The sequence below is a fragment of the Streptomyces sp. NPDC050738 genome (assembly GCF_040654175.1).
GTDB lineage: Bacteria > Actinomycetota > Actinomycetes > Streptomycetales > Streptomycetaceae > Streptomyces.
The window spans coordinates 425,262-450,293 of sequence record NZ_JBFAHN010000006.1; the positions used below are offsets into that span (position 1 = coordinate 425,262).

Consider the following 25,032-nt stretch of genomic DNA (forward strand, 5'->3'; position numbering starts at 1 on the left):
TGCCTGCGCCGTAACATCGGGGTCATGGTTACGGAAGACGCGGTGCTTGAAGCGCTGGCGACAGTGAACGACCCCGAGATCCACCGGCCGATCACCGAGCTCGGCATGGTCAAATCGGTCGACATCGGGGCGGACGGTGCGGTCGCTGTCACGGTCTACCTGACCGTCTCCGGCTGCCCGATGCGCGAGACCATCACCAGCAACGTGACGGACGCGGTGGCGGGCGTCGAGGGCGTCACCTCGGTCTCCGTCGAGCTCGACGTGATGAGCGACGAGCAGCGCAAGGATCTGGCGACGTCGCTGCGCGGCGGGACCGCCGAGCGCGAGGTGCCCTTCGCCAAGCCCGGTTCGCTGACCCGTGTGTACGCGGTCGCCTCCGGCAAGGGCGGCGTCGGCAAGTCCTCGGTGACGGTGAACCTCGCGGCCGCGCTGGCCGCCGACGGGCTGAAGGTCGGCGTCGTGGACGCGGACATCTACGGCCACAGCGTGCCGCGCATGCTGGGCGTGGACGGGAAGCCCACCCAGGTCGAGAACATGATCATGCCGCCGTCCTCGCACGGCGTGAAGGTCATCTCGATCGGGATGTTCACCCCGGGCAACGCGCCGGTGGTGTGGCGCGGTCCGATGCTGCACCGCGCGCTGCAGCAGTTCCTGGCGGACGTGTACTGGGGCGACCTGGACGTCCTGCTCCTCGACCTGCCGCCGGGCACGGGCGACATCGCGATCTCCGTGGCCCAGCTCGTCCCGAACGCCGAGATCCTCGTGGTGACGACGCCTCAGCAGGCGGCCGCCGAGGTCGCCGAGCGCGCCGGGTCGATCGCCGTACAGACGCACCAGAAGATCGTGGGCGTCGTCGAGAACATGTCGGGCATGCCGTGCCCGCACTGCGACGAGATGGTCGACGTCTTCGGTACGGGCGGCGGGCAGAAGGTCGCCGACGGTCTGACGAAGACGACGGGCGCCACCGTCCCGGTCCTCGGCTCGATCCCGATCGACCTGCGGCTGCGCGAGGGCGGCGACGAGGGCAAGCCGGTCGTCCTCACCGACCCGGACTCCCCCGCGGGTGCCGCCCTGCGCGCGATCGCGGGCAAGCTGAGCAGCCGTCAGCGGGGGCTTGCGGGCATGTCGCTGGGTGTCACGCCCCGCAACAAGTTCTAGAGCGCGTGCGACGACGTAAGGGGCGGCCACCCAGGTGGCCGCCCCTTACGTATGCCTGCGTGTCCGTGATTACTCGTACGCGGTGATGTCCTGCACCACGGAGAACCCGAGACCGTACGCGCTCATCCCGCGCCCGTACGCACCGAGCGGGACCCCGCCCTCGGTGGAGCCGGCCAGGACCCAGCCGAACTCGGACTCGCGGTAGGCGAACCGGGTCGCGACACCGTCCACCGGCAGCGACAGCGAGGACCACTCGGGGCCTGCCAGGTCGTCGGCCAGCTCGAACGCGGTCTCCGTCTGCTGGTCGAGCCAGTCGTCGCGCAGGGTGTGGTCCATCTGCGCCGGCCAGGTGTAGGCGAGCAGACCCGAACCGGCCAGCCAGGCGGCCGAGGAGACCGAGGTGGCCTCCAGCACGCCTGTGCCGTCGCCGCTGCGCCGCAGCGGGTTGGAGGCCACCGTCACCACGACGGCGAAGCGCTCGCGCTCCTGACCGCTGTCCGAAGTCCGTATCGACGACGGTTCGTCCCCGTGCCCCGTCGAGCCGTGCTGCACGGTGCCGTCGGCAGCGGTGCCGACCTGCATCAGCCAACGCGGCCCGGTGAAGGCCTCGTCCAGTCCGTACCAGGGGAAAGGCGCGCGCAGGTATTCGTCAACCGTGCGCGGGCCTGCCTGACTCGTCGTCTCCACTGCCTGGCCGCCTCCTCGATCCATCGGGTCCGGCGCGGCCCGCCCCCCTCGGGCGTCCTGACTGCCGGACCAGATGGAGAATACTCAGGTGGCGTCGTCGTCGAAGCGCGGGCGCTCTTCGACGGCCGGCTTGTCGCTCTTCTTCAGCAGGTCAGGAGTGGCGCTGCCGTTCGCGGAAGTGGTCGGCGTGGAGGCCACGGAACTGGTGGCGCTCTCCTTGCCCGTCACCGTGTCCGCGATGTCGGTGATTTCCTTCTTGAGGTCGAAACTGCTGCGGATTTCCTTCAGCCCCAGCGCGTCGTCGTCGCCGTCCAGCAGGTGCTTGCGCACCAGGTTCTTGGGGTTGAGGTCCTCGAACTCGAAGTCCTTGAACTCGGGGCCGAGCTCCGCGCGGATGTCTTCCTTCGCGCTGTCCGAGAACTCGCGGATCTTGCGGATCGTCCGCGTGACGTCCTGGATGACCTTCGGCAGCTTCTCCGGACCGAAGACGAGCACGGCAAGGACCACGAGCGTCACTATTTCAAGTGGGCCTACGTCAGTGAACACGTTGCTTGCTCCTCGTGTGCTCCGCGGCCCGAAGGTCGGGGTCGGTCCGGGCTTCGTTCACGGTACCCGTCCAAGCTGTCACGGCGGTACCTCTGGATTGCCAAGAAGATGACGTTCACGTGCCGCTCGCCGATCCGAGGGTCAGCACGACGGACACCTCACGCCCCGTACGGTTCACGGTGAGTTCAAGATGGTCGCCCGGACGGTGCGCGCGGATCTTCACGATGAGCTCCTCCGCGCTGTGCACGCGCCCGCCGTCGACGGCGGTGACGATGTCGCCCGGCCGGATCCCGGCTTTGGCCCCCGGACCGCCCGCCGCCACGGACGGGCCGCCGTCCTTCGCCTTGTCCCCGACCCGTGCGCCGTCGCCGGTGAACTGCATGTCGAGTGTGACGCCGATCACCGGGTGGGTGGCCTTGCCGGTGTTGATGAGCTCCTCGGCGACGCGCTTTCCCTGATTCACGGGGATCGCGAAACCGAGGCCGATGGAGCCGCTCTGGGCGCCGGTCGTCCCCGTGCCGTTGTCGGCCGCCCGGATCGCGCTGTTGATGCCGATGACGCGGGCCCTGGAATCGAGCAGCGGGCCGCCGGAATTGCCCGGGTTGATGGGGGCGTCGGTCTGCAGCGCGTCGACATAGCTGACGTCGCTGCCGTCGCCCTTCTCACCGCCGGCGGTGATGGGGCGGCCCTTGGCGCTGATGATGCCCGAGGTCACGGTGTTGGAGAGGTCGAAGGGGGCGCCGATGGCCACCACGGGGTCGCCGACCTGGACGTTGTCGGAATTGCCCAGGGGCAGCGGCTTGAGGCCCGAGACGCCGGTCACCTTGACCACGGCAAGGTCGTAACCGCTGTCCTTGCCGACGACCTCGGCCTGGGCTACCTCGCCGCCGCTGAAGGTGACGGAGATCTCGCCGGAGGCCGCAGCGGGCGCCACCACATGGTTGTTGGTGAGGATGTGACCCTCGCGGTCCAGGACGAACCCGGTGCCGGTGCCCTGCTCGCTGTCCCCCTTCACATGCAGGGTGACCACGCCGGGCAGCGCGCTGGCCGCGATGCCGGCGACGCTATCGGGTGCCCGGCCCTTGGCCTCCTCGGCGGCCTGCGGAAGCTTCACGTCCGGGGAGATCCCGTTGTTGCGCTCGATGTACGCACCGACGCCACCGCCCACCACACCGGTGACCACGGCGAGCAGGACGGCGGCCACGACCCCGCCCCTGCGCCTGCGCCGCACGGGGGCCGCGGGCAGCGGCCTGGCAGCCCAGGGGTCGTAGTTCATCCACTGCGAGGGCGGCGGCTGCGGAGGTACGAACTCGGGCCCCGGCCCCGGCGGAACCGGTGTGCCCCCAGCGGGGGTCGGCACCGGCCGCTGTACGGGCGGCGCGGGGGCCCAGGGTCCGGGGCCGCCGTAGGGCGGCGTGCTGTACGGGTCGGGCGCGTGCAACGGCTGCGGCTGCGGCTGCGGCTGCGGCCCGGACCCCGGAACGGGCTCCGGAGGAACGGGCGCGTGCCGGTGTTCGGGCCTGCTCCACCACTTCGGCTTCGGCCCCGTGGGCTTCCCGTCGTCCATGCTCGTCCCGCACCCGCCCCAGTTCCTGCGTGCCCCGTGGAGGCACCCCTGCTGGGATTCAACCAGGTTGTCAGTGCCGGGTCAGCTGCGGTGCCCCGGCAAGCTGGGTGGCCGCCGGAGTGGCCGCCGGACTCGGCACCACGGAAGGTGCCGGAGCGGTTGCCGGTATCAGCGGCGGCAGTGAGGCGCCGGTGAGCAGCGCCGCCGACAGGGGGTGCGACAGCGGTGCCTGCAAGGGCCCCGTCGAGACGACGGGCGCGGAGAGCGCGGTGATCGGCGAGGTGCTCGTCGCCGTCGCCGGCGGACCGGTCTCCTCGGCCGACAGCACTGAAGCGGAAGCGGCTCCGCCCTGGCGGCGGAGAACTTCCGTACCCACAGCGGCCTGACCGCCGGTCTGCTGCGGGGCGGCGGTGCCACCGCCGCCCGCACCGGCCGAGGTCGGGGCGCCGGACACGCCGTTCGGCATGGCGCCGCCCAGCGCGATCGCGGCCAGCGAGACCGCGCTCGCGGCGGCGAAGGCGAACCTGCGTCGCGAGGAGGAGGCCGAGCGGTCAGTGTCCTGACGGCCGACGGGGTGGATCGGGAAACCGGTGGCGGCAGCGGGGTGCGGCCTGGCCGGGATGTACCCGAAGGTCTCCCGTGGGTCCGGGGAGAACCCGCGGGAAGCGGGGGTCAGTCCGAAGACGCCTTCGGCGAATCTTCCCGCGCCGAAGGCGGCCGATCCTCCTGATCCGCCACGCCCCGTGTCGTCACCCCCGGGTCCGCCGGGCAGCCCCTGGAGGCGCGCGAGCAGTCCTTCGGAGGGCGGTGGCGGTGCGGTCTCCGCGAACACGCTCTTCAGCCGGCGCTGCGCGTCGGCCTCGGCCTTGCACTTGGAACAGCTCGCGAGATGGGAGAGGACCCGCTCGCGGACGTCGTGGTTCAGTTCGCCGTCGACCAGGGCGGCGAGCCGGTCACCGAGATGCTGCTCGGCAGGGGACGGACCGGTTCCACTCACGCGGTCCCGTCCTCTCCACCCGCCCCGGACGAGCCGGAGGTCACCCCGGCCAGCGCACGCTGTTCGGCACGGCGGGCCTCCGGCGAACGGTGCTGCAGCGCCTTGCGCAGGTGGGAACGGCCGCGGTGGATGCGGCTGCGTACGGTACCGAGCTTGACCCCGAGGGTGGCCGCGATCTCCTCGTAGCTCAGCCCCTCGATGTCGCAGAGGACGACGGCCGCACGGAACTCCGGGGCCAGGGTGTCCAGCGCCTGCTGCACGTCCGCGTCGAAGTGGGTGTCGTTGAACACCTGCTGCGGGGACGGCTCGCGGCTGGGCAGCCGCTCGGCCGCGTCGTCGCCGAGCGCGTCGAAGCGGATGCGCTGCTTGCGGCGGACCATGTCCAGGAAGAGATTGGTGGTGATGCGGTGGAGCCAGCCCTCGAACGTGCCGGGCGTGTACGTCGACAGCGAGCGGAAGACGCGGACGAAGACTTCCTGGGTGAGGTCCTCGGCGTCGTGCTGGTTGCCGGTCAGTCGGTACGCGAGTCGGTACACCCGGCCGCTGTGCGTGCTGACGATCTCCTCCCATGAGGGCGGAGTCCACGCCTGCGCGTCGGCGTCCGTGGAGAACGTCGCGGTCTGAGCCGTAGAAGAGTCGGCGGCGATGGCGCTGTCGGCAGCATTGTTGGTCACGGATTTCGGCTCACCCGCCGACCTGAGAAAGCGCCGCAGCACTCCTCCCCGATCCACAGGCGCAGCCGCACCTCCCCTGTCGGCTCTGGTGGTGTCCAGTGGAGCCCCTACCATAGCCACCTCGCCCGTTAGCTCCGGATAAGACTGATTGCCGGAATCGTTGTTCATGACCGTCCCCCCTGCCTCCTCATAACGCCCGGTCCCATCTGCGGGTTCCCGAGCGCAGCGGATACAGTCAACTCTGCGTCAACTACGGGGACAGGAGAGGGCCATTACCGCCAACCGGCAGACGAGCTGGGCGTTCGCCGACGCCTTTGTCGCCGAGGACGAAGCCCTGCGCTGGGCCCGTGACCGGGCCCGCGATTCAGGGCTGCCCTCGGTGTCACCCGGAACCGGCGCGGCGCTGCGACTGCTGGCCGCGACAGCGGGTGCGAAGTCCGTGGCAGAGATCGGCACGGGTACCGGCGTCTCGGGGATCTATCTGCTGCAGGGGATGCGGCGCGACGGTGTGCTGACCACGGTGGATCCGGAGCCGGAACGGCAGGGCTTCGCCCGCCAGGCGTTCCGGGCGGCCGGGTTCGCCGGCAACCGGGCCCGGTTCATCCCGGGGCGGGCCCTGGACGTGCTTCCACGGCTCGCCGACGGCGGATACGACCTGGTCTTCGTGGACGGCGACCGGCTGGAATCCCTGGACGTCCTCGCTGAATCGTTGCGCCTGCTGCGGCCCGGCGGACTCGTCTGCTTCGAGGGTGTCTTCGCCGATGGGCGCACCGTCGACTCGGCGGCTCAGCCGGCGGAGGTTCTGCATCTGCGCGAGCTGTTGCGGGCCGTACGGGAGAGTCAGGAGCTGCTGCCGGCGCTGCTGCCGGTCGGGGACGGGCTGCTCTGCGCGGTGCGAAGGGGTTGACCGGGTAGGCCTGCGTCCTGCTGAGCCTGCGCCTTCCTGGGGGCTCCGCTCCCAGGCCCCCGCTCCTCAATCGCCGGAGAGGCTTATTTTTCAAACAACGCTGCCCCCGGCCTGTGTGGCCGGGGGCAGCGAAAAGTTTGGGCTTCAGAACGTCAGCCGACGACCTTCTTCAGCGCATCGCCGAGCGCGTCGGCCTCGTCCGGAGTCAGCTCGACGACGAGCCGACCGCCGCCTTCGAGCGGAACGCGCATGACGATGCCCCGCCCCTCCTTGGTCACCTCGAGCGGGCCGTCGCCCGTCCGCGGCTTCATGGCCGCCATGCTGTTTCCCCTTCCTGAAACCAGCTCATCGCAGCCGACAACCCAGGTGTCACCGGCATCGAACACATTGCTTCCAAGCCATTATCCCGCATCCCAGGACCCGATGACCAACATCAGTCCGCATCGCTTGCGCAACGCGCTCTCTCAAAACCACCCAATTCGGCGATCCTGCTGCGATACTTCGCCGCCCAGCGCGCCCCTTGAGGGCTTTTTTGTTTGACGCACGTCACATGCGCGGCCTCGATGATCTCCGCCATGCTGGTCGGTGACGACGACTCAGTAACTTTGGAGGGGCCCCATGGCGGACACCGTGCTGTACGAGGTGGCGGACGGACTCGCGACGATCACGATCAACCGGCCCGAGGCCATGAACGCGATGAACATCGCGACCAAGGTCGCCCTCCGGGAATCAGTGCAGGCCGCAGCCTCGGACGATGCCGTACGGGCCGTACTGCTGACCTCCGCGGGCGACCGCGCCTTCTGCGTGGGCCAGGACCTCAAGGAGCACATCCAGCTCCTCGCCGCCGACCGCGAGGCCGGGACCGGTCGCACGATGAACACGGTGCGCGAGCACTACAACCCGATCGTGCGGGCGCTGACCGAGATGCCCAAGCCCGTCGTCGCGGGCGTCAACGGGGTCGCCGCGGGAGCCGGTCTCGGCTTCGCGCTCGCCGCCGACTACCGGGTGGTCGCCGACACCGCAAAGTTCACGACCTCCTTCGCGGGTGTCGCACTCACCGCGGACTCGGGCGTTTCGTGGACGCTGCCGCGGCTGATCGGCCAGAGCCGCGCCGCCGACCTGCTGCTCTTCCCGCGTTCGATCACCGCCCAGGAGGCGTACGACCTGGGGATCGCGAACAAGCTCGTACCGGCAGCCGACCTCGCCGCCGAGGCGGCCGCCGTGGCGCGCGCACTCGCCGCCGGCCCGACGCTCGCCTACGCCGCGCTCAAGGAGTCCCTGGCGTACGGCGCCGGGCACTCGCTCGCCGAGACCCTCGAAAAAGAGGACGAACTGCAGTCGCGCGCGGGCGCGTCGGAGGACCATGTGATCGCCGTCCAGGCCTTCGTCAACAAGGAGAAGCCGAAGTACCTGGGGCGCTGACGCCTACGAAGCGTCTCGTACGAAGCAGTCCGCAAGGTGGTCGTCGACCAGGCCGCACGCCTGCATCAGGGCGTAGGCCGTGGTCGGCCCCACGAAGCGCAGACCGCGCTTCTTGAGGTCTTTGGCCAGGGCTGTCGACTCGGCCGTCACCGCGGGCACGTCGGAGAGCGCTCGGGGCGCGGGGCGGGCCGCCGGGTCCGGTGCGTACGACCAGATCAGTGCGTCGAGCTCGCCGCTCCCCCAGCCGCTGAGCACCTTCGCGTTGGCGAGGGTCGCCGCGATCTTGGCGCGGTTGCGGATGATCCCGGGGTCGGCGAGCAGCCGCTCGGCGTCCGCGTCGGTGAAGTCGGCGACGGTCGCGATCCTGAAGCCCGAGAAGGCCTTACGGAAGCCCTCGCGGCGGCGCAGGATCGTGATCCAGGACAGGCCAGACTGGAACGCCTCCAGGCAGAGCCGTTCGAAGAGCTCGTCGTCGCCGTGGACGGGGCGGCCCCACTCGCTGTCGTGGTACGCGATGTAGTCGTCGGCGGACAGCCCCCACGCGCAGCGGAGCTTCCCGTCCGGGCCCGCGACGGCGCCGGTCGTCGCCGTCACTGCTGCGGCTCGTCGTTCGGGGCGGGGGTTCGGTGCGCCCCGGCCAGCGCCGATTCGAGCTCGGCGATCCGGGCGTCGCGCTCGGCGAGCTCCGCTCCGAGCCTGCTCAGCACGTCGTCCACGTCGGCCATGCGGTAGCCGCGCGCCACCATCGGGAGCCGCAGCTCCTCGATGTCGGCACGGTCGACCGGGCGGTGCTCGGGCAGCGGGTCGACGAGCCGCTCGGGCGCCACCTCGGGCAGCACCGCTCCGTCGCCGTCACTTCCGCCGTCACTGCCGCCGACCACTGCCAGCGTCACCGCGGCGACCACCACGACCATCGCGATCAGCAAGAACCAGAACACGCGTATCTCCCCGGGATCCGAAACCGTCGGTGCCGATCGTGCCATGCGCGGCTGAGAGTTAAGGTCGCAGGCGACCAGGTGCGAGGGAAGGTACGGCGGATGTTGCGGTTGGGACGGCGCGAATTCAGCGCGCAGGAGCCGGTGATCATGGCGATCGTCAACCGGACTCCGGACTCCTTTTACGACCAGGGAGCCACCTTCCGTGACGAGCCCGCGCTCGCCCGCGTGGAGCAGGCGGTGTCGGAGGGTGCTGCCATCATCGACATCGGCGGGGTCAAGGCGGGTCCTGGCGACGAGGTTTCCGCCGAGGAAGAGGCGCGGCGGACGGTCGGTTTCGTCGCGGAGGTACGGCGACGGCACCCGGACGTCGTGATCAGTGTGGACACGTGGCGGCATGACGTGGGAGAGGCCGTCTGCGAGGCGGGGGCCGATGTCCTCAACGACGCCTGGGGCGGCGTCGATCCGAAGCTGGCCGAGGTGGCCGCACGGTTCGGGGCCGGTCTGGTGTGTACGCACGCGGGGGGTGCGGAGCCTCGGACGCGGCCGCACCGGGTGACGTACGAGGACGTGGTGACGGACATCCTGCGGGTCACCGTGGGGCTGGCCGAGCGGGCCGTTTCGCTCGGTGTGCGGCGGGACGGGATCATGATCGACCCCGGTCATGACTTCGGGAAGAACACCCGGCATTCGCTGGAGGCGACGCGGCGGCTGGGCGAGATGACGGCGACGGGGTGGCCGGTGCTGGTGTCGTTGTCCAACAAGGACTTCGTCGGGGAGACGCTCGACAAGCCGGTCAAGGAGCGGGTGATCGGGACGCTGGCCACGACTGCCGTTTCGGCGTGGCTCGGGGCGCAGGTCTATCGCGTGCATGAAGTCGCGGAGACGCGGCAGGTGCTGGACATGGTGGCGTCCATTGCGGGGCATCGGGCACCGGCTGTGGCGCGGCGGGGGTTGGCGTAGAGGTGCGGGCGGGGGACGGGTGCGGGTTGCCTGCGGCGCATTCCCCTACCCGCCCCTTCCCGAAACCGGGGGTGACCCCCGGACCCCCTGGCGGGGGCGGGGCGGGCGGGGTCTGCGCACCCCGGACCCCGCCTTTGCGGGGGCTTCGCCCCCTGCGCCCCCGTAAGCGACCTTCGGCCGCTTGTCCTCAAGCGCCGGACGGGCTTGATTTCACTTGCTCGTCTCCTTCGTCACCAGCGCCACCGCCTCGTCCACGTCGTCCGTCACGTGGAACAGCAGCAGGTCCTTCGCCGACGCCTTGCCCTGGGCGATCACCGTGTCCCGGAGCCAGTCCACCAGGCCGCCCCAGTACGCCGTCCCGAAGAGCACGATCGGGAAGCGGGTGACCTTGCCCGTCTGGACCAGCGTCAGCGCCTCGAAGAGCTCGTCCAGGGTGCCGAGGCCGCCCGGCAGGACCACGAAGCCCTGGGCGTACTTCACGAACATCGTCTTGCGGACGAAGAAGTAGCGGAAGTTCACGCCGATGTCGACGTGCGGGTTGAGTCCCTGCTCGAAGGGGAGCTCGATACCGAGGCCCACCGAGACGCCCTTGGCCTCCCTGGCCCCCTTGTTCGCCGCCTCCATCGCGCCGGGGCCGCCGCCCGTGATCACCGCGAAGCCCGCCTCGACCAGGGCGTGGCCGATGCGTACGCCCGCCTCGTACTCCGGCGAGCCCACCGGCGTGCGCGCCGAGCCGAAGACGCTGATGGCGCTGGGCAGTTCGGCCAGTGCGCCGAAGCCCTCCACGAACTCCGACTGGATGCGCATGACCCGCCAGGGGTCGGTGTGCACCCACTCGGAGTCGCCCTCGGAGTCCAGCAGGCGCTGGTCGGTCGTGCCCGGCTGGACCTGTTCCCGGCGGCGTACCACCGGGCCCAGCCTCTGCTCGTCCAGGGCCGGCGCTCCCTCGGGGTTGTCCATGACGTGCTCCCTCCGCTGTGCGTGTCAGGTCAGCGTAGGCGGAGGGGCGTTACGAACAGCGAAACTTACGCCGTCAGCCAGGCGTGGAGTCGCGTCTCGCAGTCGGCGATCAGCGAGGCCTTGACCCGCTCGTCGCGCTTGTGGGCGAGCAGGGGGTTGCCCGGGCCGTAGTTCACGGCGGGGATGCCCAGCTCGCCGAAGCGCGCCACGTCCGTCCAGCCGAACTTGGGGCGCGGGGTGCCGCCGACCGCCTCGATGAAGGCCTTCGCGGCCGGCTGGGTCAGGCCCGGCATGGCGGCGCCCGAGTGGTCGTCGATGATGAACTCGTCGATGTCGCAGTCGGCGAAGACCTCGCGGACGTGGGCGAGTGCTTCGTCCGCCGTACGGTCGGGTGCGTAGCGGAAGTTGACCGTGACCGTGCAGGAGTCGGGGATGACGTTCTTCGCCTCGCCGCCCTCGATGCCCACCGCGTTGAGGCCCTCGCGGTACTCCAGTCCCTCGATGACCGGCCACCTCGGCTCGTACGCCGCCAGCTTCGCCAGGATCGGGGCCGCGGTGTGGATCGCGTTGGATCCCATCCAGCCGCGGGCCGAGTGCGAGCGCTCGCCCTTCGTCTTCAGCAGGACGCGCAGCGTGCCCTGGCAGCCGCCCTCGACCTCCAGGTCCGAGGACTCCAGGACGACCGCGAAGTCGCCCTTGATCCAGTCGGGGTGGGCCGCGACGACCTTGCCCAGGCCGTTGAGCTCGGCGGCGACCTCCTCCTGGTCGTAGAAGACGAAGGTGAGGTCGCGGTTGGGCTCGGGAACGGTCGCCGCGATGCGCAGCTGGACCGCGATGCCCGACTTCATGTCGCAGCTGCCGCAGCCCCAGAGCATGCCGTCCTCGTCGAGGCGCGAGGGCACGTTGTCGGCGATCGGCACGGTGTCGAGGTGGCCGGCGAGGATGACGCGCTCGGCGCGCCCCAGGTTCGTACGGGCCACGACGTTGTTTCCGTACCGGTCGACGGTCAGGTGCGGCAGCGCGCGCAGCGCCTGCTCGACCGCGTCGGCCAGGGGCTTCTCGGTGCCGCTGACCGAGGGGAAGTCGACGAGCCAGGCGGTCAGCGCGGGGGCGTCCAGGGTGAGGTCAAGCGGTGTTTCGGGCATGGCACCGACGATATCTCGCGCTCCAGTACGGTGGACCGCGTGTCCCAGACCGCCCTCCCCCGTCGCGGCCGCCTCCTGCGTATCGCCGCCGCCGTTGCCGTAGCGCTGGCTGTCGCCGGGTATCTGGTGGCGCAGTACGAGACCGGAGGCGGCGGCCCGCCCCGCTGCACCGCGGCCTCGGCCGACGGGGACAGCTACCGGATGAGCCCGGAGCAGGCGGTCAACGCCGCGACGATCTCCGCGGTCGGCACCACCCGCGGTATGCCGGAGCGCGCCGTGACCATCGCGCTGGCCACCGCGCTCCAGGAGTCCGGGCTGCGCAATCTGGACCACGGCGACCGCGACTCGCTCGGCCTCTTCCAGCAGCGCCCCTCGCAGGGCTGGGGGACGGCGAAGCAGATCACGGATCCGGTGTACGCGGCCGGGAAGTTCTACGACCACCTCGCCAAGGTCCCCGGCTATTCGCGCCTCCCCCTCACCGTCGCCGCCCAGCGCGTCCAGCGCAGCGGCTTCCCGCAGGCGTACGCCAAGCACGAGCCCGACGCCGCGCTCCTCTCCGCCGCCCTCACCGGCCGGACCCCGGCCGCATTCACCTGCTCCGCCGCGAAGGGCGCGACGAAGGGCGACGCGGCGCGCGTACGGACCGAGCTGGCACGGGACTTCGGCCCCGGAGTGCTGCCCACGGCCCGGGGTGCGGTCAGCGGCCCCGTGCTCGACCTCCCGGTGGCCTCGACGGCCGCGGCCGGTGCGACGGGCGGCCCGCAGCGCACCCAGCGCGGCTGGGAGCTGGCCCACTGGGCGGTGGCCCACTCCTCCGAGCTGCAGATCGAACAGGTCTCCTACGCGGGCCGCGAGTGGACCGCGGGCGATGCGGACAACACCTGGCACAAGACCGACGAGAAGACGGCCGGCGTACGCCTCACCCTGTCGAAATAGCACTCGGGCAGAGATCCAGTGCGTCACCCGACAGTGGCACACCTGCGGGGCCGTGAAGGCTCCGCGAACGGCTCCCTGAGCGCTGCGCCCGGATCACTCAATTCCCTTGTGAACACAGGGATCCGGCGGGTTTCCGACCCTATCCGCTGTGGATCATTTGCCCGTTTTTATCCGCAGCCGATTATGCGACGCATTGCAGATTCTTTACGTTGCCGGACCGCAACCTCTCCCTCCCTTCCGGCAGTTGTCATGGCGTCCTACTGACCCCGTACCAAGGAGCATCATGTCCCTCCCCCTGGCCCGTCGGATCGCCCGTGCCGCGCTTCTCATCGCGGCTGGAGCAGCCCCCGTGGTCGCGGCGGCCGGCTCCGCAAGCGCCGTGGACCTCCCGCAGGCCCCGAACCTGGGCAGCCTCAGCGCCCTGGACGGCGCCGGCCTGGGTGACACCGTCGACGGTGCCGCCCAGAAGGCCACCGGCCTGGCGGGCGACGCCGGCAGCAAGGCCGTGAAGAAGGCCGTCCCGACCGCGGGCAAGACCCTCGGCAAGGCGGGCAAGACCGCGACCCCCGCCGCCCAGAAGGCCGCCGGTGACGCCGCGGGCAGCGCCGGTGACATCCTCGGCGAGACCGCCAAGTCGGCGACCGACGGCGGTCTGCCGATCGGTGGCCTGCCCACCGGCGGGCTGCCCACCGGTGGTGGCGGCCTCCCCGTGAGCGGCCTGCCGTCCACCGGCTCGCTGCCGGTCCAGGGTCTGCCGCTCGGCTGAGTTTCGGCCTCTGCGTACGGAAGGGCCCCGGGAGCACGAACTCCCGGGGCCCTTCCCCGTGTACGTACGAGAGGCGGCTAGCCCAGCCGCTTCACGGCGGCCTCGACGCGCTCGTCGGTGGCCGTCAGCGCGACGCGTACGAACTGCGCGCCCGCCTCGCCGTAGAAGTCCCCCGGCGCGACCAGGATGCCAAGATCCGCGAGATGCGCCACGGTCTCCCAGCAGCCTTCGCCGCGCGTCGCCCACAGGTAGAGGCTCGCCTCGCTGTGCTCGATGCGGAAGCCGTGTGCCTCAAGTGCCGTACGCAGCACGGTCCGCCGGGCCGCGTACCGCGCCCGCTGCTCCCGCACATGCGCGTCGTCGCGCAGCGCGGCGGCCGCGGCGGCCTGCACGGGGGCGGCGGTCATCATGCCGCCGTGCTTGCGGATCTGCAGCAGCTCGCCGACGAGCGTCGCGTCACCGGCGAGGAAGGCGAGGCGGTAGCCGGCGAAGTTGGAGCGCTTGGAGAGCGAGTGGACGGCGATCAGACCTTCGTACGTACCGCCGCAGACGTCGGGGTGCAGGACGGAGACCGGGTCGGCCTCCCAGCCCAGCTCCAGGTAGCACTCGTCGCTCGCGATGAGCACGCCGTGCTCGCGGGCCCAGGCCACGATGCGTACGAGTTCGTCCTTGGACAGGACCCGACCGGTCGGATTCGAGGGCGAGTTGAGCCAGAGCAGCTTCAGGCCGGTGGGGTCGAGGTCTGTCGGGTCGTCGTAGGCCACAGGCTCCGCGCCGCACAGCCGCGCGCCGACCTCGTACGTCGGGTACGCGAGCCGGGGGTAGGCGACCTTGTCGCCCGCGCCGAGTCCCAGCTGCGTGGGCAGCCAGGCCACCAGCTCCTTGGAGCCGACGATCGGCAGGACGTTCGTGTGCCGCACGTCCACCGCGCCCAGCCGCTTCTCGCACCAGCCGGTGATCGCGTCGCGCAGTTCCGTGGTCCCCCACACCGTCGGATAGCCCGGCGAGTCGGCGGCCGCGATCAGCGCTTTCTGGATGATCTCGGGGACCGGGTCCACGGGCGTGCCGACCGACAGGTCGACGATGCCGTCCGGGTGGGCCTTGGCCGTCGCCTTGTAGGGCTCGAGCTTGTCCCACGGAAAGGCGGGGAGGCGCGAGGAGACTGCGCTGCTCACGGGGCGCTCACTTTCGGTTTCGTACGGGAAAACACCAGAGCCCCGCACGGCGCGCAAGCCGTACGGGACCCAGAGCGTTGGCGGCTGGACTCAGCCGGCCTGGTTCTGCGGCGGCAGCGCTGCGATGAAGGGGTGGTCCCGCTCGATCAGGCCGAGCTTGGAGGCACCACCGGGCGAGCCGAGCTCGTCGAAGTACTCGACGTTCGCCTTGTAGTAGTCCTTCCACTCCTCCGGGGTGTCGTCCTCGTAGAAAATCGCTTCCACGGGACAGACCGGCTCACAGGCTCCGCAGTCGACGCACTCATCGGGGTGGATGTACAAGGACCGGGAGCCCTCGTAGATGCAGTCGACGGGGCACTCCTCGATGCACGCCTTGTCCTTGACGTCGACACAAGGCTGCGCGATGACGTAAGTCACGCTGTCGTTCCTCCTCGGTAGGGCTGCTCTGCGCGGGAGCGCGGCGTCGTCGATGCCCGCCCCTAGTATCTCCGTTCCTGGGCACGATCCGAACAGGAGGGGCGGAGAGAGCTGTGGAATTCACCACCGGCGGACGTCTTGAAGTCCGAATTACACCTGATGACGTGGGAAAACGCGTATCGGTCAGGCAGTTCACCGAAGGCGCGCAAGAGGGCGAGAAGTTCACCGACACGGTGGGTGTTCTCACATCCTGGAACGACGGTGTGCTCTCGATCACACGCAGAAGCGGCGAATCGGCCCAGGTTCCGGAGTCGTCGCTGGTCGCGGGCAAGGTCGTACCGGCCGCTCCGGCACGTCGCAGGGGCCCTTCGGCGGGCTTCGCCGAACTGGCCCGGGTGACGGCGCGTGCCTGGCAGCCCGTCGAGAGCGAGCGGCTGGGCGAGTGGGAGCTGCGGGCCGCCGCCGGGTTCACGCGGCGGGCGAACTCCGTGCTGCCGCTGGGGGACCCGGGACGGCCGCTGGGCGAGGCGCTCGGTTGCGTACGGGAGTGGTACGAGGCACGGGGGCTGCCCCCGTACATCCAGCTCGCCACCGGCGCCGAGGGGACCCAGGAACTGCTGGGTGCCGAGCTGACCGCGCACGGCTGGTCGAGCGAGGTCAGCGCGCTCGTACGGATCGCCGCGCTCGCGCCGATCGGCGACCTCGACGCGGACGTCTCGCGGGTCAGGCTCTCCCGCTCCGTCGACGAGGCGTGGCTCTCGCGCTACAAGCGCTTCGGGACGCCGGGCCCCGAGGTCTTGAAGGTGATCGGCAGCGGCCCTTCCACCTGGTTCGCCACCGTGCCCGCCGCCGTGCCCGCCGCCGAGGGAGACACACCGGCGGCGATCGGCCGCTGTGTGGTCGACGGCCGGTGGGCCGGCTTCATGGCGATCGAGGTGGCTCCGGCGGCCCGCCGCCAGGGTCTGGCGAAGGCCGTGATGGCCGCGCTCGCCCGCCGCGCCCTGGACGAGGGGGCGTCGGCGGCGTGGCTGCAGGTGGAGGACGACAACATCGGGGCCCGTGCCCTCTACGACGGCATGGGTTTTCAGACCCACCACACCTACCACCACTTCCGGCTGCTCTAGCCGGGTACGGGGCTGTTATGCGCGAGGAATCACCCGAGACTCCCGAAGCCGCCGACTGGCGGCGGGAGTTCGCCGACGAGGCGCGAGCGGAACGCCCCGACCTCGCGCAGCTGTGTCTGCTCATCGGCACCCAGGCGGACGCCACTTTCGGCCGGACCGGCATCGACGCCGCGCAGATCGAACTCGACAGGCTGGCAGGCCTGTTGCCCTTCGGGGTCTCGGGGGCACGCTCGTGGGCGGTTGCGCTGGGCGAACTCCTGGGCACGGCAGGGGGGTTCAGGGGCGTACCCGGGGACTATCAGCGTCTGGAGTCCTCCCTCCTGCACCAGGTGCTGCGCCGTCGCAGAGGCCTGCCGATCCTGCTCTCCGTCGTCTGGATCGAGGTCGCGCGGCGTGCGGGCGCACCGGTGTACGGGGTGGCCCTTCCGGGTCATTTCGTGGTCGGCTTCGGCGCCCCTGACGACCTGGTCCTGGTCGACCCGTTCGACGGGGGGCGGCTGCTCACCGGGCAGGACGCGGGCCTGTTGGTGGCGGGTGCGACGGGCGCCCCGCTGGAGCCCTCCATGCTGGCCCCCGCCGATCCGCTCGACATCGTCCTGCGCATCCTCAACAACATCCGCGCCTGGGCGGCCATCCGTCCCGAGCGCTCGGACGTCCAGCTCTGGGCGGTGGAGCTGTCCCTGCTGCTGCCTTCCCATCCGGCGCGGCTGCGCTACGAGCACGCTCAACTCCTGGTCCAGCGCGGCGATTTCCTGCGCGGGGCGGCGGAGCTGGAGGATTACGCGGATGTCGTGGCCGAGGTCGAACCGGCGACGGCGGAAGTGATCAGGGGCCGGGCGCGGTCGGCGCGGGCCATGCTGAACTGACGCCCTCCCGTACGGGCGTAGCGGCCGGGGGCGATGCCCACGACGCGCTTGAAGTGCCGGGTCAGATGGGACTGGTCGTAGAAGCCGGTGGCCGCGGCGACGTCCCCCGCGGGCCGCCCGTCGAGGAGCAGGCGGCGGGCCCGGTCGACCCGGCGGGACATCAGGTACTGGTGCGGGGCGATCCCGAAGGCGCCGCTGAAGGCCCGTACGAGATGGGTGGGATCGGCGTGCACCGTCCGCGCGGCCTCCTCCAGGGTGACCCCGTCGACCAGCCGTGCGTCGAGGAGCTCGCGCAGGCGGTGGGCGAGGCCGCGGTCGGGTCCCGCCCCCGTACCGGATGCCTGCCCGAGGTGTCCGCGCAGCCGCTCCCCGATGAAGGCGAGCCGGCTCTCCGCCTCCAGCTCGTCGCCCCTCGCCGCGAGGGCGGTGTGCAACTGTCCGATGCGCCGGCGCAGTACGGGGTCGACGAGATCGGGCCCGTCGACCGCGGGGCCGATGAGGCTCGCGTCGAGCACGGACATGTCCAGGTAGAGCACGCGCTTGCGGAAGCCGCCGGGGGTCGCGGGCGAGCCGTTGTGCGGGACCTGCGGCGGAAGCAGGGAGACGGTGTCGCCTGGGGTGCCGTGCGCGTGGCGGTCCAGGTCGTAGCGGACGGCGCCGTCGTCGACGATGAGCAGGGTCCAGGAGTCGTGGACGTGCATCGGGTAGGCGTGCTCGGTGAAGTGGGCGTGGAAGACCTCGACGACGCCCGCGACCGGCGGGCGCCAAGCGGAGATTTCCTGCCGGGCCACCATGCAAAGAACGTACAAGACGGCGGAGAGGCGGGTCCGGCAGTCTCAGTACATGACCACCGACAACGCCACCGGCGCCGCACCCGTCCGCTTCGACACCAAGATCGCCGTACTGCTGAGGGAGGACCTGGAGACCTGGCAGCGGCTGAACGTCACGGCCTTCCTGGTCAGCGGCCTGGGCACGGTGATCCCCGAGGTGATCGGCGAGCCGTACGCCGACGCCGACGGCACCGCCTACCTGCCGATGCTCCGCCAGCCCGTGCTGGTCTTCGAGGGTACGAAGGAGACGCTGGCGTCCGCGCACGCCAAGGCGCTGGGCCGGGCACTGCCGGTGGCGGTGTTCACGTCGGACATGTTCATGACGGGCAACGACGCCGACAACCGCGCGGCGGTACGGGCGGTCGGCAAGGACCAGCTGGACCTGGTGGGCATCGCGGTGCACGGGCCGCGCAACGCGGTGGACAAGGTACTGAAGGGGGCCCGGATGCACCCGTAAGCGTCGAGCGGGGCACTCAGGCCGCGGCGGCCTCACGGAAGTAGAGGGCGGTGGGACCGTGCGCCAGCCAGGCCGTGGTGGCGTTGCGACGCTCCCAACGGCGGATGACGCGGAGACGGGACAGGGAGACGAACGCGAAGACGAACTCCATGCCTGCCGGAGCGAGGCTGCGGGTGAACATCCCGGCCATGACCAGCACCACGGCGAATGCCGCCGCGAGGGCGAGGACGTTCGGCCCGCTGACCCGCCAGGCGGACATCGGGAAGGCATCACCTTCCACGAGGTCCACCGTCCCGGACTCCTCCAGCGCTTCGAGCACCGGACGTTTGACGAACTTGGCGGCGATCGGCGCCGCAATCAGGATGCCGAGCGGAATGGTCAGCTGGTCGGCGAGCGAACGGCCCGGCACGGCTTCCCCCGCGCCCACTGCCCAGAGCACCGCCAGTGCGATCAGCCCCATGCCGCCCCATGTCGCGAGCAGGTCATGCCCGGGTCAAAGCCGGCCCTTCTCGCGGGAGCATGGCGCCGGCGCCCACGGCCACGCACACGAAGAGGACCGGCCAGGCCGAGTCGAGCGTGAGCGTGAGCGTCAGGGCCGAGGGAGATCAGCCAGACGCCGATCCAGAGCATCTTGCGCGCGGCCTCACGGGCGGACGTGGGTGCCCGGCCGATCCCGATGTCCCGTGCTTCGCTCACGCCTTCAGGGTGTCCTTGCGGTAGAGGTAGGCCGCGCCGCCCGCGAAGAGGAGGAAGTAGACGAAGAGGAGCGTCACGTCCTTGGCCTGCGGGGCGTTGCCCATCTCGATGGACTGGCCGAGGGCAGCGTACGCGTGCGTGGGCAGCCACTTGGAGATGGTCTGCAGCCAGTCGGGGAAGACCGTGGTCGGCATCCACAGGCCGCCGAGGATCGAGAGACCGAAGTAGATGATCATGGTGATCGGGCGGACGGCATCACCGCTGGCGATATAGCCGATGGCGACACCCAGGGCCGCGAAGACCAGGCTGCCGGCCCAGATCGCACCGGTGAGCGCCAGCCACTGCCAGGCGTCGAAGCGGACGTTCTTCGCGGATGCCGCGACGATGAAGACCACGACGATGCAGGGCAGCGTGACCACCGCCGCGCTGGCGATCTTCGCCAGGACGTACCCGCGGCCGGGGAGCGAGGTGAGGCGCAGTTGGCGGACCCAGCCCTTCTCGCGCTCCTTGGCGATGCGTTCGCTGTTGCCCATGAGGACGGCGGTCAGCGCGCCGAAGGAGGCCATCGCGACGACGTAGAAGTTCTGCAGGGTGAGGTCGGTGCCGGGGACCTTGTCGGTGGCAGACGCCCCGCTCGCGATGATCAGGTAGAGCATCGACGGGTAGAGGATCGAGAAGAACATGAACTTCTTGTTGCGGAGGGTCCGCACGATTTCGAGCCTGATGAGGGTGGTCATGCTGCTTTGGCCTCCTCGGCCTCGGTGATGGCGACGAAGGCCTGTTCCAGGCCGAGGCCCGCGACTTCGAGGTTGCGCGGGTAGAGGCCGAGCGAGTAGATCGCGTGGACCGTCGCGTCCGCGTCCGTGGACTGGATGCGGACCGTGCGGGCGGAGCCGCTGGTGGACAGCGTGAAGCTTGTCAGGAACGGGAGTTCGCGCAGGGCGGGCTCGTCGATCGCGCCCTCCAGGTCGAAGGCGATACGGCGGGCACCCGCCTTCGCCTTGATCTCCGAGGCCGTGCCGTCCGCGAGCAGACGGCCCTTGTGGAGCACCAGGACGCGGTCGGCGATCGCGTCCGCCTCCTCCAGATAGTGCGTGGCGAACAGGACCGTGCGCCCCTGGTCCGCCGCCTCGCGCATGGTGGCCCAGAAGGCCTGGCGGGCGGTGACGTCCATGCCGGTCGTCGGCTCGTCGAGGACGATCAGGTCATTGTCGCCGGCGGTGGCCATGGCGAAACGTACGCGCTGCTCCTGGCCGCCTGAGAGCTTGTTGACCTTGCGGTCGGCGATCTTGTCGATCCCTGCCCTGGCGAGGACCTCGTCGACCGGGTGCGGCTTGCGGTGCAGTGCGCAGGCGAGCTTCACGATCTCGCGGACGGTGACCTCCTCCATCAGGCCGCCGCTCTGCAGCATCGCTCCGACACGCCCGGCCGCGATGGCGTCTATGGGCGTCGTGCCGAACACGCTGACGGTGCCGGTGTCGGCGGGGCGGAGGCCGAGGAGAAGGTCGAGGGTGGTGGACTTGCCCGCTCCGTTGGGGCCCAGGAGTGCGACCGTCTCCCCCGGGTGGAGGGTGAGCGAGAGGTCGGCCACGGCACGTACGTCTCCGTAGCTCTTGCTGACGTTCTCGAAGCTCACCACGGAGGTGGCCGGAGCGGGTTGTGTGGTCATGCGGTCAAGATTCGCGCAGCGGGGGCCCTTCGCGGCAGAACCACCTGTCGTGAGTCTGCGATGACAAATGTCATGGCCGCGCGCGCATGACGGAGCCCCCGCACCCAGAAGGTGCGGGGGCTCCGATCAGCGCGTTGCGGTCAGGTCAGGTGATCGTGACCGTACGGTCCGCCTTGGTCTTGCCCAGCAGCGCCGTCTTCATGGCCGTGGCCACGTCGTCCGCCGTCACCTCGTGCTTCGTGCCGCCCTGGTTGACCATGACGCCCTTGAAGACGCCCTCCAGGAGCTTGTCGATCGCCGCCTTGTCGTAGTGCTCGACCAGTTTCCCGTTGGCCGGAGTCACCGAAAGGATCTTCGGCAGCGAGCGCGCGGGGCCGAAGTCGATGTGCTTGCCGCCCGCGTAGATCGTGATCAGGCCGGACATCGCGGGGTTCGCGAAGTCCTTCATCTCACGGTCCAGTTCGGCCTGGGTGATCGTGGGCTGGCGGGCCGCGACCGGAAGTTGGACGGTGTTCGCGCTGCCCGTCTCGACCTGGTTGCGGTAGGCGTCGCGTACGGAAATCATCGACCGGCCCACGTCCAGCGACTTGCCCGCCTTGCCGGGTACGGCGACGGCCTTGCCCGGGACGAACTTGATCGTGCCCTCGGAGGCGGATCCCGAGACGCCCGCCAGATCATTCAGCGCGACGCTCAGCTTCTCCTGGTCGACCTTGATCACCGGCTCGACGACGCGCTCCTGGCCGAAGAGCGAGCCGATGACGGTGACCGGGTTGTAGTCGCTTCCGGCCGCGTTACGGACGGTCTCCTGGCTGTCCAGCGTCAGGCCCGACTTCTCCGGGAAGAGCTTGGTCTGCTTGCCGTCCACGGTGAGCTTCAGCGGGTCGTTGACGCGCTTGCCGAGGGCGGCGTCGAGCTTGTTGGCCGCGTCCTCGCGGGTCCCGCCGCCGATGTCGACGCCGAGGACCGTGGTGTTGGTCGGTACGTCGGAGTGGTTCATCAGCAGGCCCGCGCCGTAGGCGATACCGGCGACGACGACCACGGCCACGCCGAGCAGGACCAGCTTCGAGCGTCCCTTCTTGGCGGGCCTGGCAGCGGTACGGGCCGGGGCGGGCGCCGCGGGAGCCGCATCCGGCGCGGGGGCCCGGCCTTGCGCGCCCGGGGTGTCCGGGAGCCGCGGTGTCATGTCGGGCCCTGCGGGGCGGGGGCCCTGCGGGCCGCCGGGCCCTCCGGGTCCGCCGATGCCCGCGGGGCCGCCCTGGCCGAGGGGGCCGGGCGGGAACGGCGAGCGCCGGTCCGCGGGAATCACCGGGATACCGCTGGTCAGCGTGTCGCCAGAGACATTGCCACCGGCGGGCGGACCGGCCGGGGATCCCGTCCCCGGAGGAGCGGGAGCGGCCTTCTGCGGGGTGAGCACGGCCGTGTCGTCCGACATCTGCGGCGCGGGCGGGGTGGCGCCCCGGGGAGGGGCCCCCGCACCCGAGCGGGTCGGCAGATCGGGACGTACGACGGTCGGCCTCAGCAGCGGCGCCGAACCGGTGGCGGGACCGGTCGTCGGCCCGGCAGGACCGCCGGCGCCTCCGGGACCCGAAGGACCACCGGGACCGCCGGGACCCGAAGGACCTACGCGGCCCGCGGGACCTGACGGACCTGACGGACCGCCGAACGGGCTGCCCTCTCGCTGCGCCCCGTCGGAGAAGTACGGAAGATCGGGCCGCTGCCCGCCGCCGCCGCTGCCGCCCGAGGAGGGCGCGGCCGGAGCGGGTGCCGGGGCCGGAGCGGCCCCCGGGGCGGATGCCGCAGCGGCGGGAGTGGACTTGCGCGGGGCGAACCAGTCGCTGGTCGGCTTCTCCTCGGCCGCCGCGGGCGTGGGCTCCGGCGCGGGCGCCGGCTCCTCCACCGCCTCGGGCCGGGGCGTCGAGCCGGTGCGCTCGCCGCTCGGCCCGCCGTCCACGTCGCTCATCGGCGTACGCATCACGACCGGCGGGATCGGCCGCGATCCGGGGATGTTGATCCGGATACGCGTCGTCAGCGTGGTCTCGGTCTTCGGCTCATCCGGCAGCGGCGCGGGCGAAGGGGCCGGAGCCGCGGCGTCTTCAGGTGACTGGCGCGTTCCGTAGGGCGGCGTACCCGAGGGGTACGCGGCTCCGCCACGCCCCTGGGGGCCGGTGGACGAACTGTCGGTTTCACGACTCAAGGCAGGTTCTCCCGGTTGACTCCGCCGCCCGTTTTGCTCCGGATCGCTCCGGTTCTCCTCGCGGAGTCAGCCCCAAACACCCGAGCTGACCAGCTTGTCCGGCCGGGGATTTGAGGGGTGCCCCCCGGGTGACGCGGTCCGGCGCGGGAGGCTCGGCGGCGCGCACCACCATACTGGCCGACGCCGGATGACACCCCCCGCCCAGGGGAATGAACCGTTCCGACTCCCCTCCCGGGCGCTTCCGCGCGCCGGGCGAAGCACCACATCACTTCCCAGGTCGGGCAGAACCTCCGGGCGCCTGCGGCAGCTTGGCGAGGGTGGCGCAGATCACAGCGACGATCATCCCTCCGAGCAGGAAGAGATACGAACCGGTGCCGGCGCCGAAGACGAAGTCGCCTTCGGGACGGGTCGAGGTCAGGAACATGACGGCGAGCAGCCAGCCCACGGCGGGTGCTCCGACCCCGAGGGTGGTGCCGGTGGCGAGCCGGCCGCCGTAGAAGACTCCGGCCGATGCCGCCAGCGCCAGGATCAAGCCGCCGGGGAACCAGGCGGGTTGGATCAGCGCGCCGGCGACGCCCGTCAGCGCGCCGAGGACCAGCAGCCCGAAGTAGGCGGCGATCCGGCCGAAGTTCAGCGGGGCGGCGAGCCCGGTGCCGGGCCCTTGCTGCGTACTCACTCCGTGCCGCCTCGCAGATTCCGCTCCGGTTGGCCCGGCTGACCTGCTTGTTCGGCCGGGGGTCCGGGGGTCGTCCCCCGGGAAAATACAGTCACGAGTGCTCCTCCGCTGCCGCGCCCACTGCCGTACCGGCGAAGAGATCCGTCTCGCGCTCGCCCTCGGGCGCCCCGGAGACCCCTCGCACCAGTTGGTAGTACTCCCGCGCGAAGAGCGGCTGCCCCAGGTCGTTGGAGAGCGCGAAGAAAGGCCCGTTCACCGCGATCTGGGTGGCGTGGGCGCGCATCGCGGCCGTCTTCTGCTGCCGGTACGGCTCCCCGTCGATCTCCGCGGTGATCAGCTCGTCGTCGACCACGCCAGGCACATCGCCGACGTCCGCGATCCCGGGGAACTCCGCGCCCGAAGCGCGCAGCCGCGCGAAGCCCTCGTCGGCGACCGAGCGCGGTACGCGGTTCCAGTAGATCTTGGGGATCGTGTGCGGCTCTCCGAGGTCCCGCCGGAAGGCGGATTCGGCCGCCAGATCGGCGGCGCGCATCGCGACCCGGTGCGCCTGGATGTGATCGGGGTGGCCGTAGCCGCCTTCGGTGTCGTACGTGATCATCACCTGCGGGCGCACGGACCGGATGATCTCCGCCAGGTGCGTGGCCGCCTCGTCGACGTCCGTGTTCCAGAACGCGCCCTCGCGGTGGTTCTGTTCGACGCCCATCATCCCGGAGTCGCGGAACCGGCCGGGACCGCCGAGGAAGCGGTGGTCGTCGACCCCCAGCTCCTTCATCGCGGCGGCCAGTTCGCCGATGCGGTGCGGTCCCAGGCAGTCCTCCTGGTCCGGGGCCAGGTGGGCGAGTCCGGGCGAGATGACCTCGCCCTCTTCGCCGAGGGTGCAGGTCACCAGGGTGACCAGTGCGCCTTCGGCGGCGTACTTGGCCATGGTGGCGCCGTTGTTGATCGACTCGTCGTCGGGGTGCGCGTGCACCAGAAGCAGACGACGGGCAGGGAGGTCCGTCATACCCGACAGCCTACGAGCCCGCGCCCCCTGATCCGCGCGCCCCCGATCCGCGCCTCAGAACTTGATGCCGCCGATCATCCCGGCCACGTTGGTGGTCAGCGTGTGGATCGTGGGTGCGATGGAGGAGCTCGCGAGATAGAAGCCGAGCAGCGTGCAGACCACTGCGTGACCGGCCTTGAGCCCGGACTTCTTGACCATCAGAGCAACGATGATCGCCAGCAGCACGACCGCCGAAATCGAGAGTGCCATGTGGCGGTTCACC

Annotated in this window: 29 protein-coding genes; 9 read left to right on the forward strand and 20 right to left on the reverse strand. The window is 70.8% G+C overall.

The annotated features are described in order from the left end of the window. Positions 1-24 precede the first annotated feature (24 nt). A complete protein-coding gene (locus AB0H78_RS18940) occupies positions 25-1,158 on the forward strand; it encodes an Mrp/NBP35 family ATP-binding protein (protein WP_363235565.1) in 1,134 nt (377 codons plus the stop codon). A 69-nt stretch (positions 1,159-1,227) separates the two neighbouring features. Here the strand turns inward: AB0H78_RS18940 and AB0H78_RS18945 are convergent, their stop codons facing one another. The 5 genes from AB0H78_RS18945 to sigE form a co-directional block, all read right to left on the reverse strand. Continuing rightward, positions 1,228-1,869: a hypothetical protein gene (locus AB0H78_RS18945; RefSeq protein WP_363235566.1), complete on the reverse strand. Its 642-nt coding sequence runs from the start codon at positions 1,867-1,869 to the stop codon at positions 1,228-1,230. A 60-nt stretch (positions 1,870-1,929) separates the two neighbouring features. Further along, positions 1,930-2,391, reverse strand: a complete 462-nt coding sequence (locus tag AB0H78_RS18950; RefSeq protein WP_329122415.1) for a sec-independent translocase — start codon at positions 2,389-2,391, stop codon at positions 1,930-1,932. 115 nt (positions 2,392-2,506) lie between these two features. Next, complete coding sequence (locus tag AB0H78_RS18955) at positions 2,507-3,958, reverse strand: trypsin-like peptidase domain-containing protein (protein WP_363235567.1); 1,452 nt, start codon at positions 3,956-3,958, stop codon at positions 2,507-2,509. Between the two features lie 70 nt (positions 3,959-4,028). Next, positions 4,029-4,955, reverse strand: a complete 927-nt coding sequence (locus tag AB0H78_RS18960; RefSeq protein ID WP_363235568.1) for a zf-HC2 domain-containing protein — start codon at positions 4,953-4,955, stop codon at positions 4,029-4,031. Then, complete coding sequence (sigE, locus tag AB0H78_RS18965; protein WP_363235569.1) at positions 4,952-5,743, reverse strand: RNA polymerase sigma factor SigE; 792 nt, start codon at positions 5,741-5,743, stop codon at positions 4,952-4,954. The genes AB0H78_RS18960 and sigE overlap by 4 nt, the downstream gene beginning before the upstream one ends. Positions 5,744-5,870: 127 nt before the next feature. On the opposite strand from sigE, the gene AB0H78_RS18970 reads away from it, so the two are divergent. Then, positions 5,871-6,536: an O-methyltransferase gene (locus AB0H78_RS18970; protein WP_363235660.1), complete on the forward strand. Its 666-nt coding sequence runs from the start codon at positions 5,871-5,873 to the stop codon at positions 6,534-6,536. Positions 6,537-6,688: 152 nt separating this feature from the next. Here the strand turns inward: AB0H78_RS18970 and AB0H78_RS18975 are convergent, their stop codons facing one another. Next, a complete protein-coding gene (locus AB0H78_RS18975; RefSeq protein ID WP_003966491.1) occupies positions 6,689-6,856 on the reverse strand; it encodes a DUF3117 domain-containing protein in 168 nt (55 codons plus the stop codon). A 298-nt stretch (positions 6,857-7,154) separates the two neighbouring features. Here AB0H78_RS18975 and AB0H78_RS18980 point away from each other — a divergent pair, with 298 nt between their 5' ends. Beyond that, positions 7,155-7,958: an enoyl-CoA hydratase-related protein gene (locus AB0H78_RS18980; RefSeq protein ID WP_363235570.1), complete on the forward strand. Its 804-nt coding sequence runs from the start codon at positions 7,155-7,157 to the stop codon at positions 7,956-7,958. A gap of 3 nt (positions 7,959-7,961) precedes the next feature. Here the strand turns inward: AB0H78_RS18980 and AB0H78_RS18985 are convergent, their stop codons facing one another. Continuing rightward, entirely contained in the window at positions 7,962-8,552 is a 591-nt protein-coding gene (locus AB0H78_RS18985) for a DNA-3-methyladenine glycosylase I (protein ID WP_363235571.1), read from the reverse strand. After that, positions 8,549-8,941 (reverse strand): hypothetical protein, encoded by a 393-nt coding sequence (locus AB0H78_RS18990; protein ID WP_363235573.1) that lies wholly within the window; start codon positions 8,939-8,941, stop codon positions 8,549-8,551. Before AB0H78_RS18990 ends, AB0H78_RS18985 begins: the two co-directional genes overlap by 4 nt. A 54-nt stretch (positions 8,942-8,995) precedes the next feature. Here AB0H78_RS18990 and folP point away from each other — a divergent pair, with 54 nt between their 5' ends. Beyond that, positions 8,996-9,856, forward strand: coding sequence for a dihydropteroate synthase (gene folP, locus AB0H78_RS18995; RefSeq protein ID WP_363235574.1), 861 nt, complete (start codon positions 8,996-8,998; stop codon positions 9,854-9,856). A 210-nt stretch (positions 9,857-10,066) separates the two neighbouring features. Here the strand turns inward: folP and AB0H78_RS19000 are convergent, their stop codons facing one another. Both AB0H78_RS19000 and dapE read right to left on the reverse strand, forming a co-directional pair. Then, positions 10,067-10,816 carry a TIGR00730 family Rossman fold protein gene (locus AB0H78_RS19000; protein WP_363235575.1) on the reverse strand — a complete coding sequence of 250 codons (750 nt, stop codon included), beginning with the start codon at positions 10,814-10,816 and terminating at the stop codon, positions 10,067-10,069. A gap of 65 nt (positions 10,817-10,881) precedes the next feature. After that, on the reverse strand, positions 10,882-11,961 hold the full coding sequence (gene dapE / locus AB0H78_RS19005; protein ID WP_363235576.1) for a succinyl-diaminopimelate desuccinylase: 1,080 nt from the start codon (positions 11,959-11,961) through the stop codon (positions 10,882-10,884). A gap of 39 nt (positions 11,962-12,000) precedes the next feature. On the opposite strand from dapE, the gene AB0H78_RS19010 reads away from it, so the two are divergent. Beyond that, positions 12,001-12,897: a hypothetical protein gene (locus AB0H78_RS19010; RefSeq protein WP_363235577.1), complete on the forward strand. Its 897-nt coding sequence runs from the start codon at positions 12,001-12,003 to the stop codon at positions 12,895-12,897. Between the two features lie 283 nt (positions 12,898-13,180). Next, on the forward strand, positions 13,181-13,663 hold the full coding sequence (locus tag AB0H78_RS19015) for an ATP-binding protein (RefSeq protein WP_363235578.1): 483 nt from the start codon (positions 13,181-13,183) through the stop codon (positions 13,661-13,663). Between the two features lie 77 nt (positions 13,664-13,740). On the opposite strand, the gene dapC is transcribed toward AB0H78_RS19015, so the two are convergent. Then, positions 13,741-14,838 (reverse strand): succinyldiaminopimelate transaminase, encoded by a 1,098-nt coding sequence (dapC, locus tag AB0H78_RS19020; RefSeq protein WP_363235579.1) that lies wholly within the window; start codon positions 14,836-14,838, stop codon positions 13,741-13,743. Between the two features lie 90 nt (positions 14,839-14,928). After that, on the reverse strand, positions 14,929-15,255 hold the full coding sequence (fdxA, locus tag AB0H78_RS19025; protein ID WP_363235581.1) for a ferredoxin: 327 nt from the start codon (positions 15,253-15,255) through the stop codon (positions 14,929-14,931). Between the two features lie 113 nt (positions 15,256-15,368). On the opposite strand from fdxA, the gene AB0H78_RS19030 reads away from it, so the two are divergent. Continuing rightward, positions 15,369-16,379 carry a GNAT family N-acetyltransferase gene (locus AB0H78_RS19030; RefSeq protein ID WP_363235582.1) on the forward strand — a complete coding sequence of 337 codons (1,011 nt, stop codon included), beginning with the start codon at positions 15,369-15,371 and terminating at the stop codon, positions 16,377-16,379. Positions 16,380-16,396: 17 nt separating this feature from the next. After that, positions 16,397-17,245 carry a transglutaminase-like domain-containing protein gene (locus AB0H78_RS19035; RefSeq protein ID WP_363235583.1) on the forward strand — a complete coding sequence of 283 codons (849 nt, stop codon included), beginning with the start codon at positions 16,397-16,399 and terminating at the stop codon, positions 17,243-17,245. Here the strand turns inward: AB0H78_RS19035 and AB0H78_RS19040 are convergent. Next, complete coding sequence (locus AB0H78_RS19040) at positions 17,158-18,039, reverse strand: AraC family transcriptional regulator (protein WP_363235585.1); 882 nt, start codon at positions 18,037-18,039, stop codon at positions 17,158-17,160. The two genes, AB0H78_RS19035 and AB0H78_RS19040, sit on opposite strands and share 88 nt — an antisense overlap. 49 nt (positions 18,040-18,088) lie before the next feature. Here AB0H78_RS19040 and AB0H78_RS19045 point away from each other — a divergent pair, with 49 nt between their 5' ends. Continuing rightward, positions 18,089-18,532: a DUF2000 domain-containing protein gene (locus AB0H78_RS19045; protein ID WP_363235586.1), complete on the forward strand. Its 444-nt coding sequence runs from the start codon at positions 18,089-18,091 to the stop codon at positions 18,530-18,532. Positions 18,533-18,548: 16 nt separating this feature from the next. Here the strand turns inward: AB0H78_RS19045 and AB0H78_RS19050 are convergent, their stop codons facing one another. The 7 genes from AB0H78_RS19050 to AB0H78_RS19080 form a co-directional block, all read right to left on the reverse strand. After that, on the reverse strand, positions 18,549-18,992 hold the full coding sequence (locus AB0H78_RS19050; protein ID WP_363235588.1) for a hypothetical protein: 444 nt from the start codon (positions 18,990-18,992) through the stop codon (positions 18,549-18,551). A gap of 232 nt (positions 18,993-19,224) precedes the next feature. Continuing rightward, a complete protein-coding gene (locus tag AB0H78_RS19055) occupies positions 19,225-19,965 on the reverse strand; it encodes an ABC transporter permease (RefSeq protein WP_363235589.1) in 741 nt (246 codons plus the stop codon). Beyond that, the gene (locus AB0H78_RS19060; protein ID WP_363235591.1) at positions 19,962-20,897 is read right to left on the reverse strand and encodes an ABC transporter ATP-binding protein; all 936 of its coding nucleotides are present in this window, start codon (positions 20,895-20,897) and stop codon (positions 19,962-19,964) included. The genes AB0H78_RS19055 and AB0H78_RS19060 overlap by 4 nt, the downstream gene beginning before the upstream one ends. Positions 20,898-21,042: 145 nt before the next feature. Further along, positions 21,043-23,091 carry a hypothetical protein gene (locus AB0H78_RS19065; protein ID WP_363235592.1) on the reverse strand — a complete coding sequence of 683 codons (2,049 nt, stop codon included), beginning with the start codon at positions 23,089-23,091 and terminating at the stop codon, positions 21,043-21,045. Between the two features lie 265 nt (positions 23,092-23,356). Next, entirely contained in the window at positions 23,357-23,767 is a 411-nt protein-coding gene (locus tag AB0H78_RS19070; protein ID WP_363235593.1) for a DUF6113 family protein, read from the reverse strand. 91 nt (positions 23,768-23,858) lie between these two features. Continuing rightward, complete coding sequence (gene mshB / locus AB0H78_RS19075) at positions 23,859-24,770, reverse strand: N-acetyl-1-D-myo-inositol-2-amino-2-deoxy-alpha-D-glucopyranoside deacetylase (protein WP_363235594.1); 912 nt, start codon at positions 24,768-24,770, stop codon at positions 23,859-23,861. A gap of 54 nt (positions 24,771-24,824) precedes the next feature. Continuing rightward, positions 24,825-25,019: a hypothetical protein gene (locus AB0H78_RS19080; protein WP_363235595.1), complete on the reverse strand. Its 195-nt coding sequence runs from the start codon at positions 25,017-25,019 to the stop codon at positions 24,825-24,827. Positions 25,020-25,032: the final 13 nt, after the last annotated feature.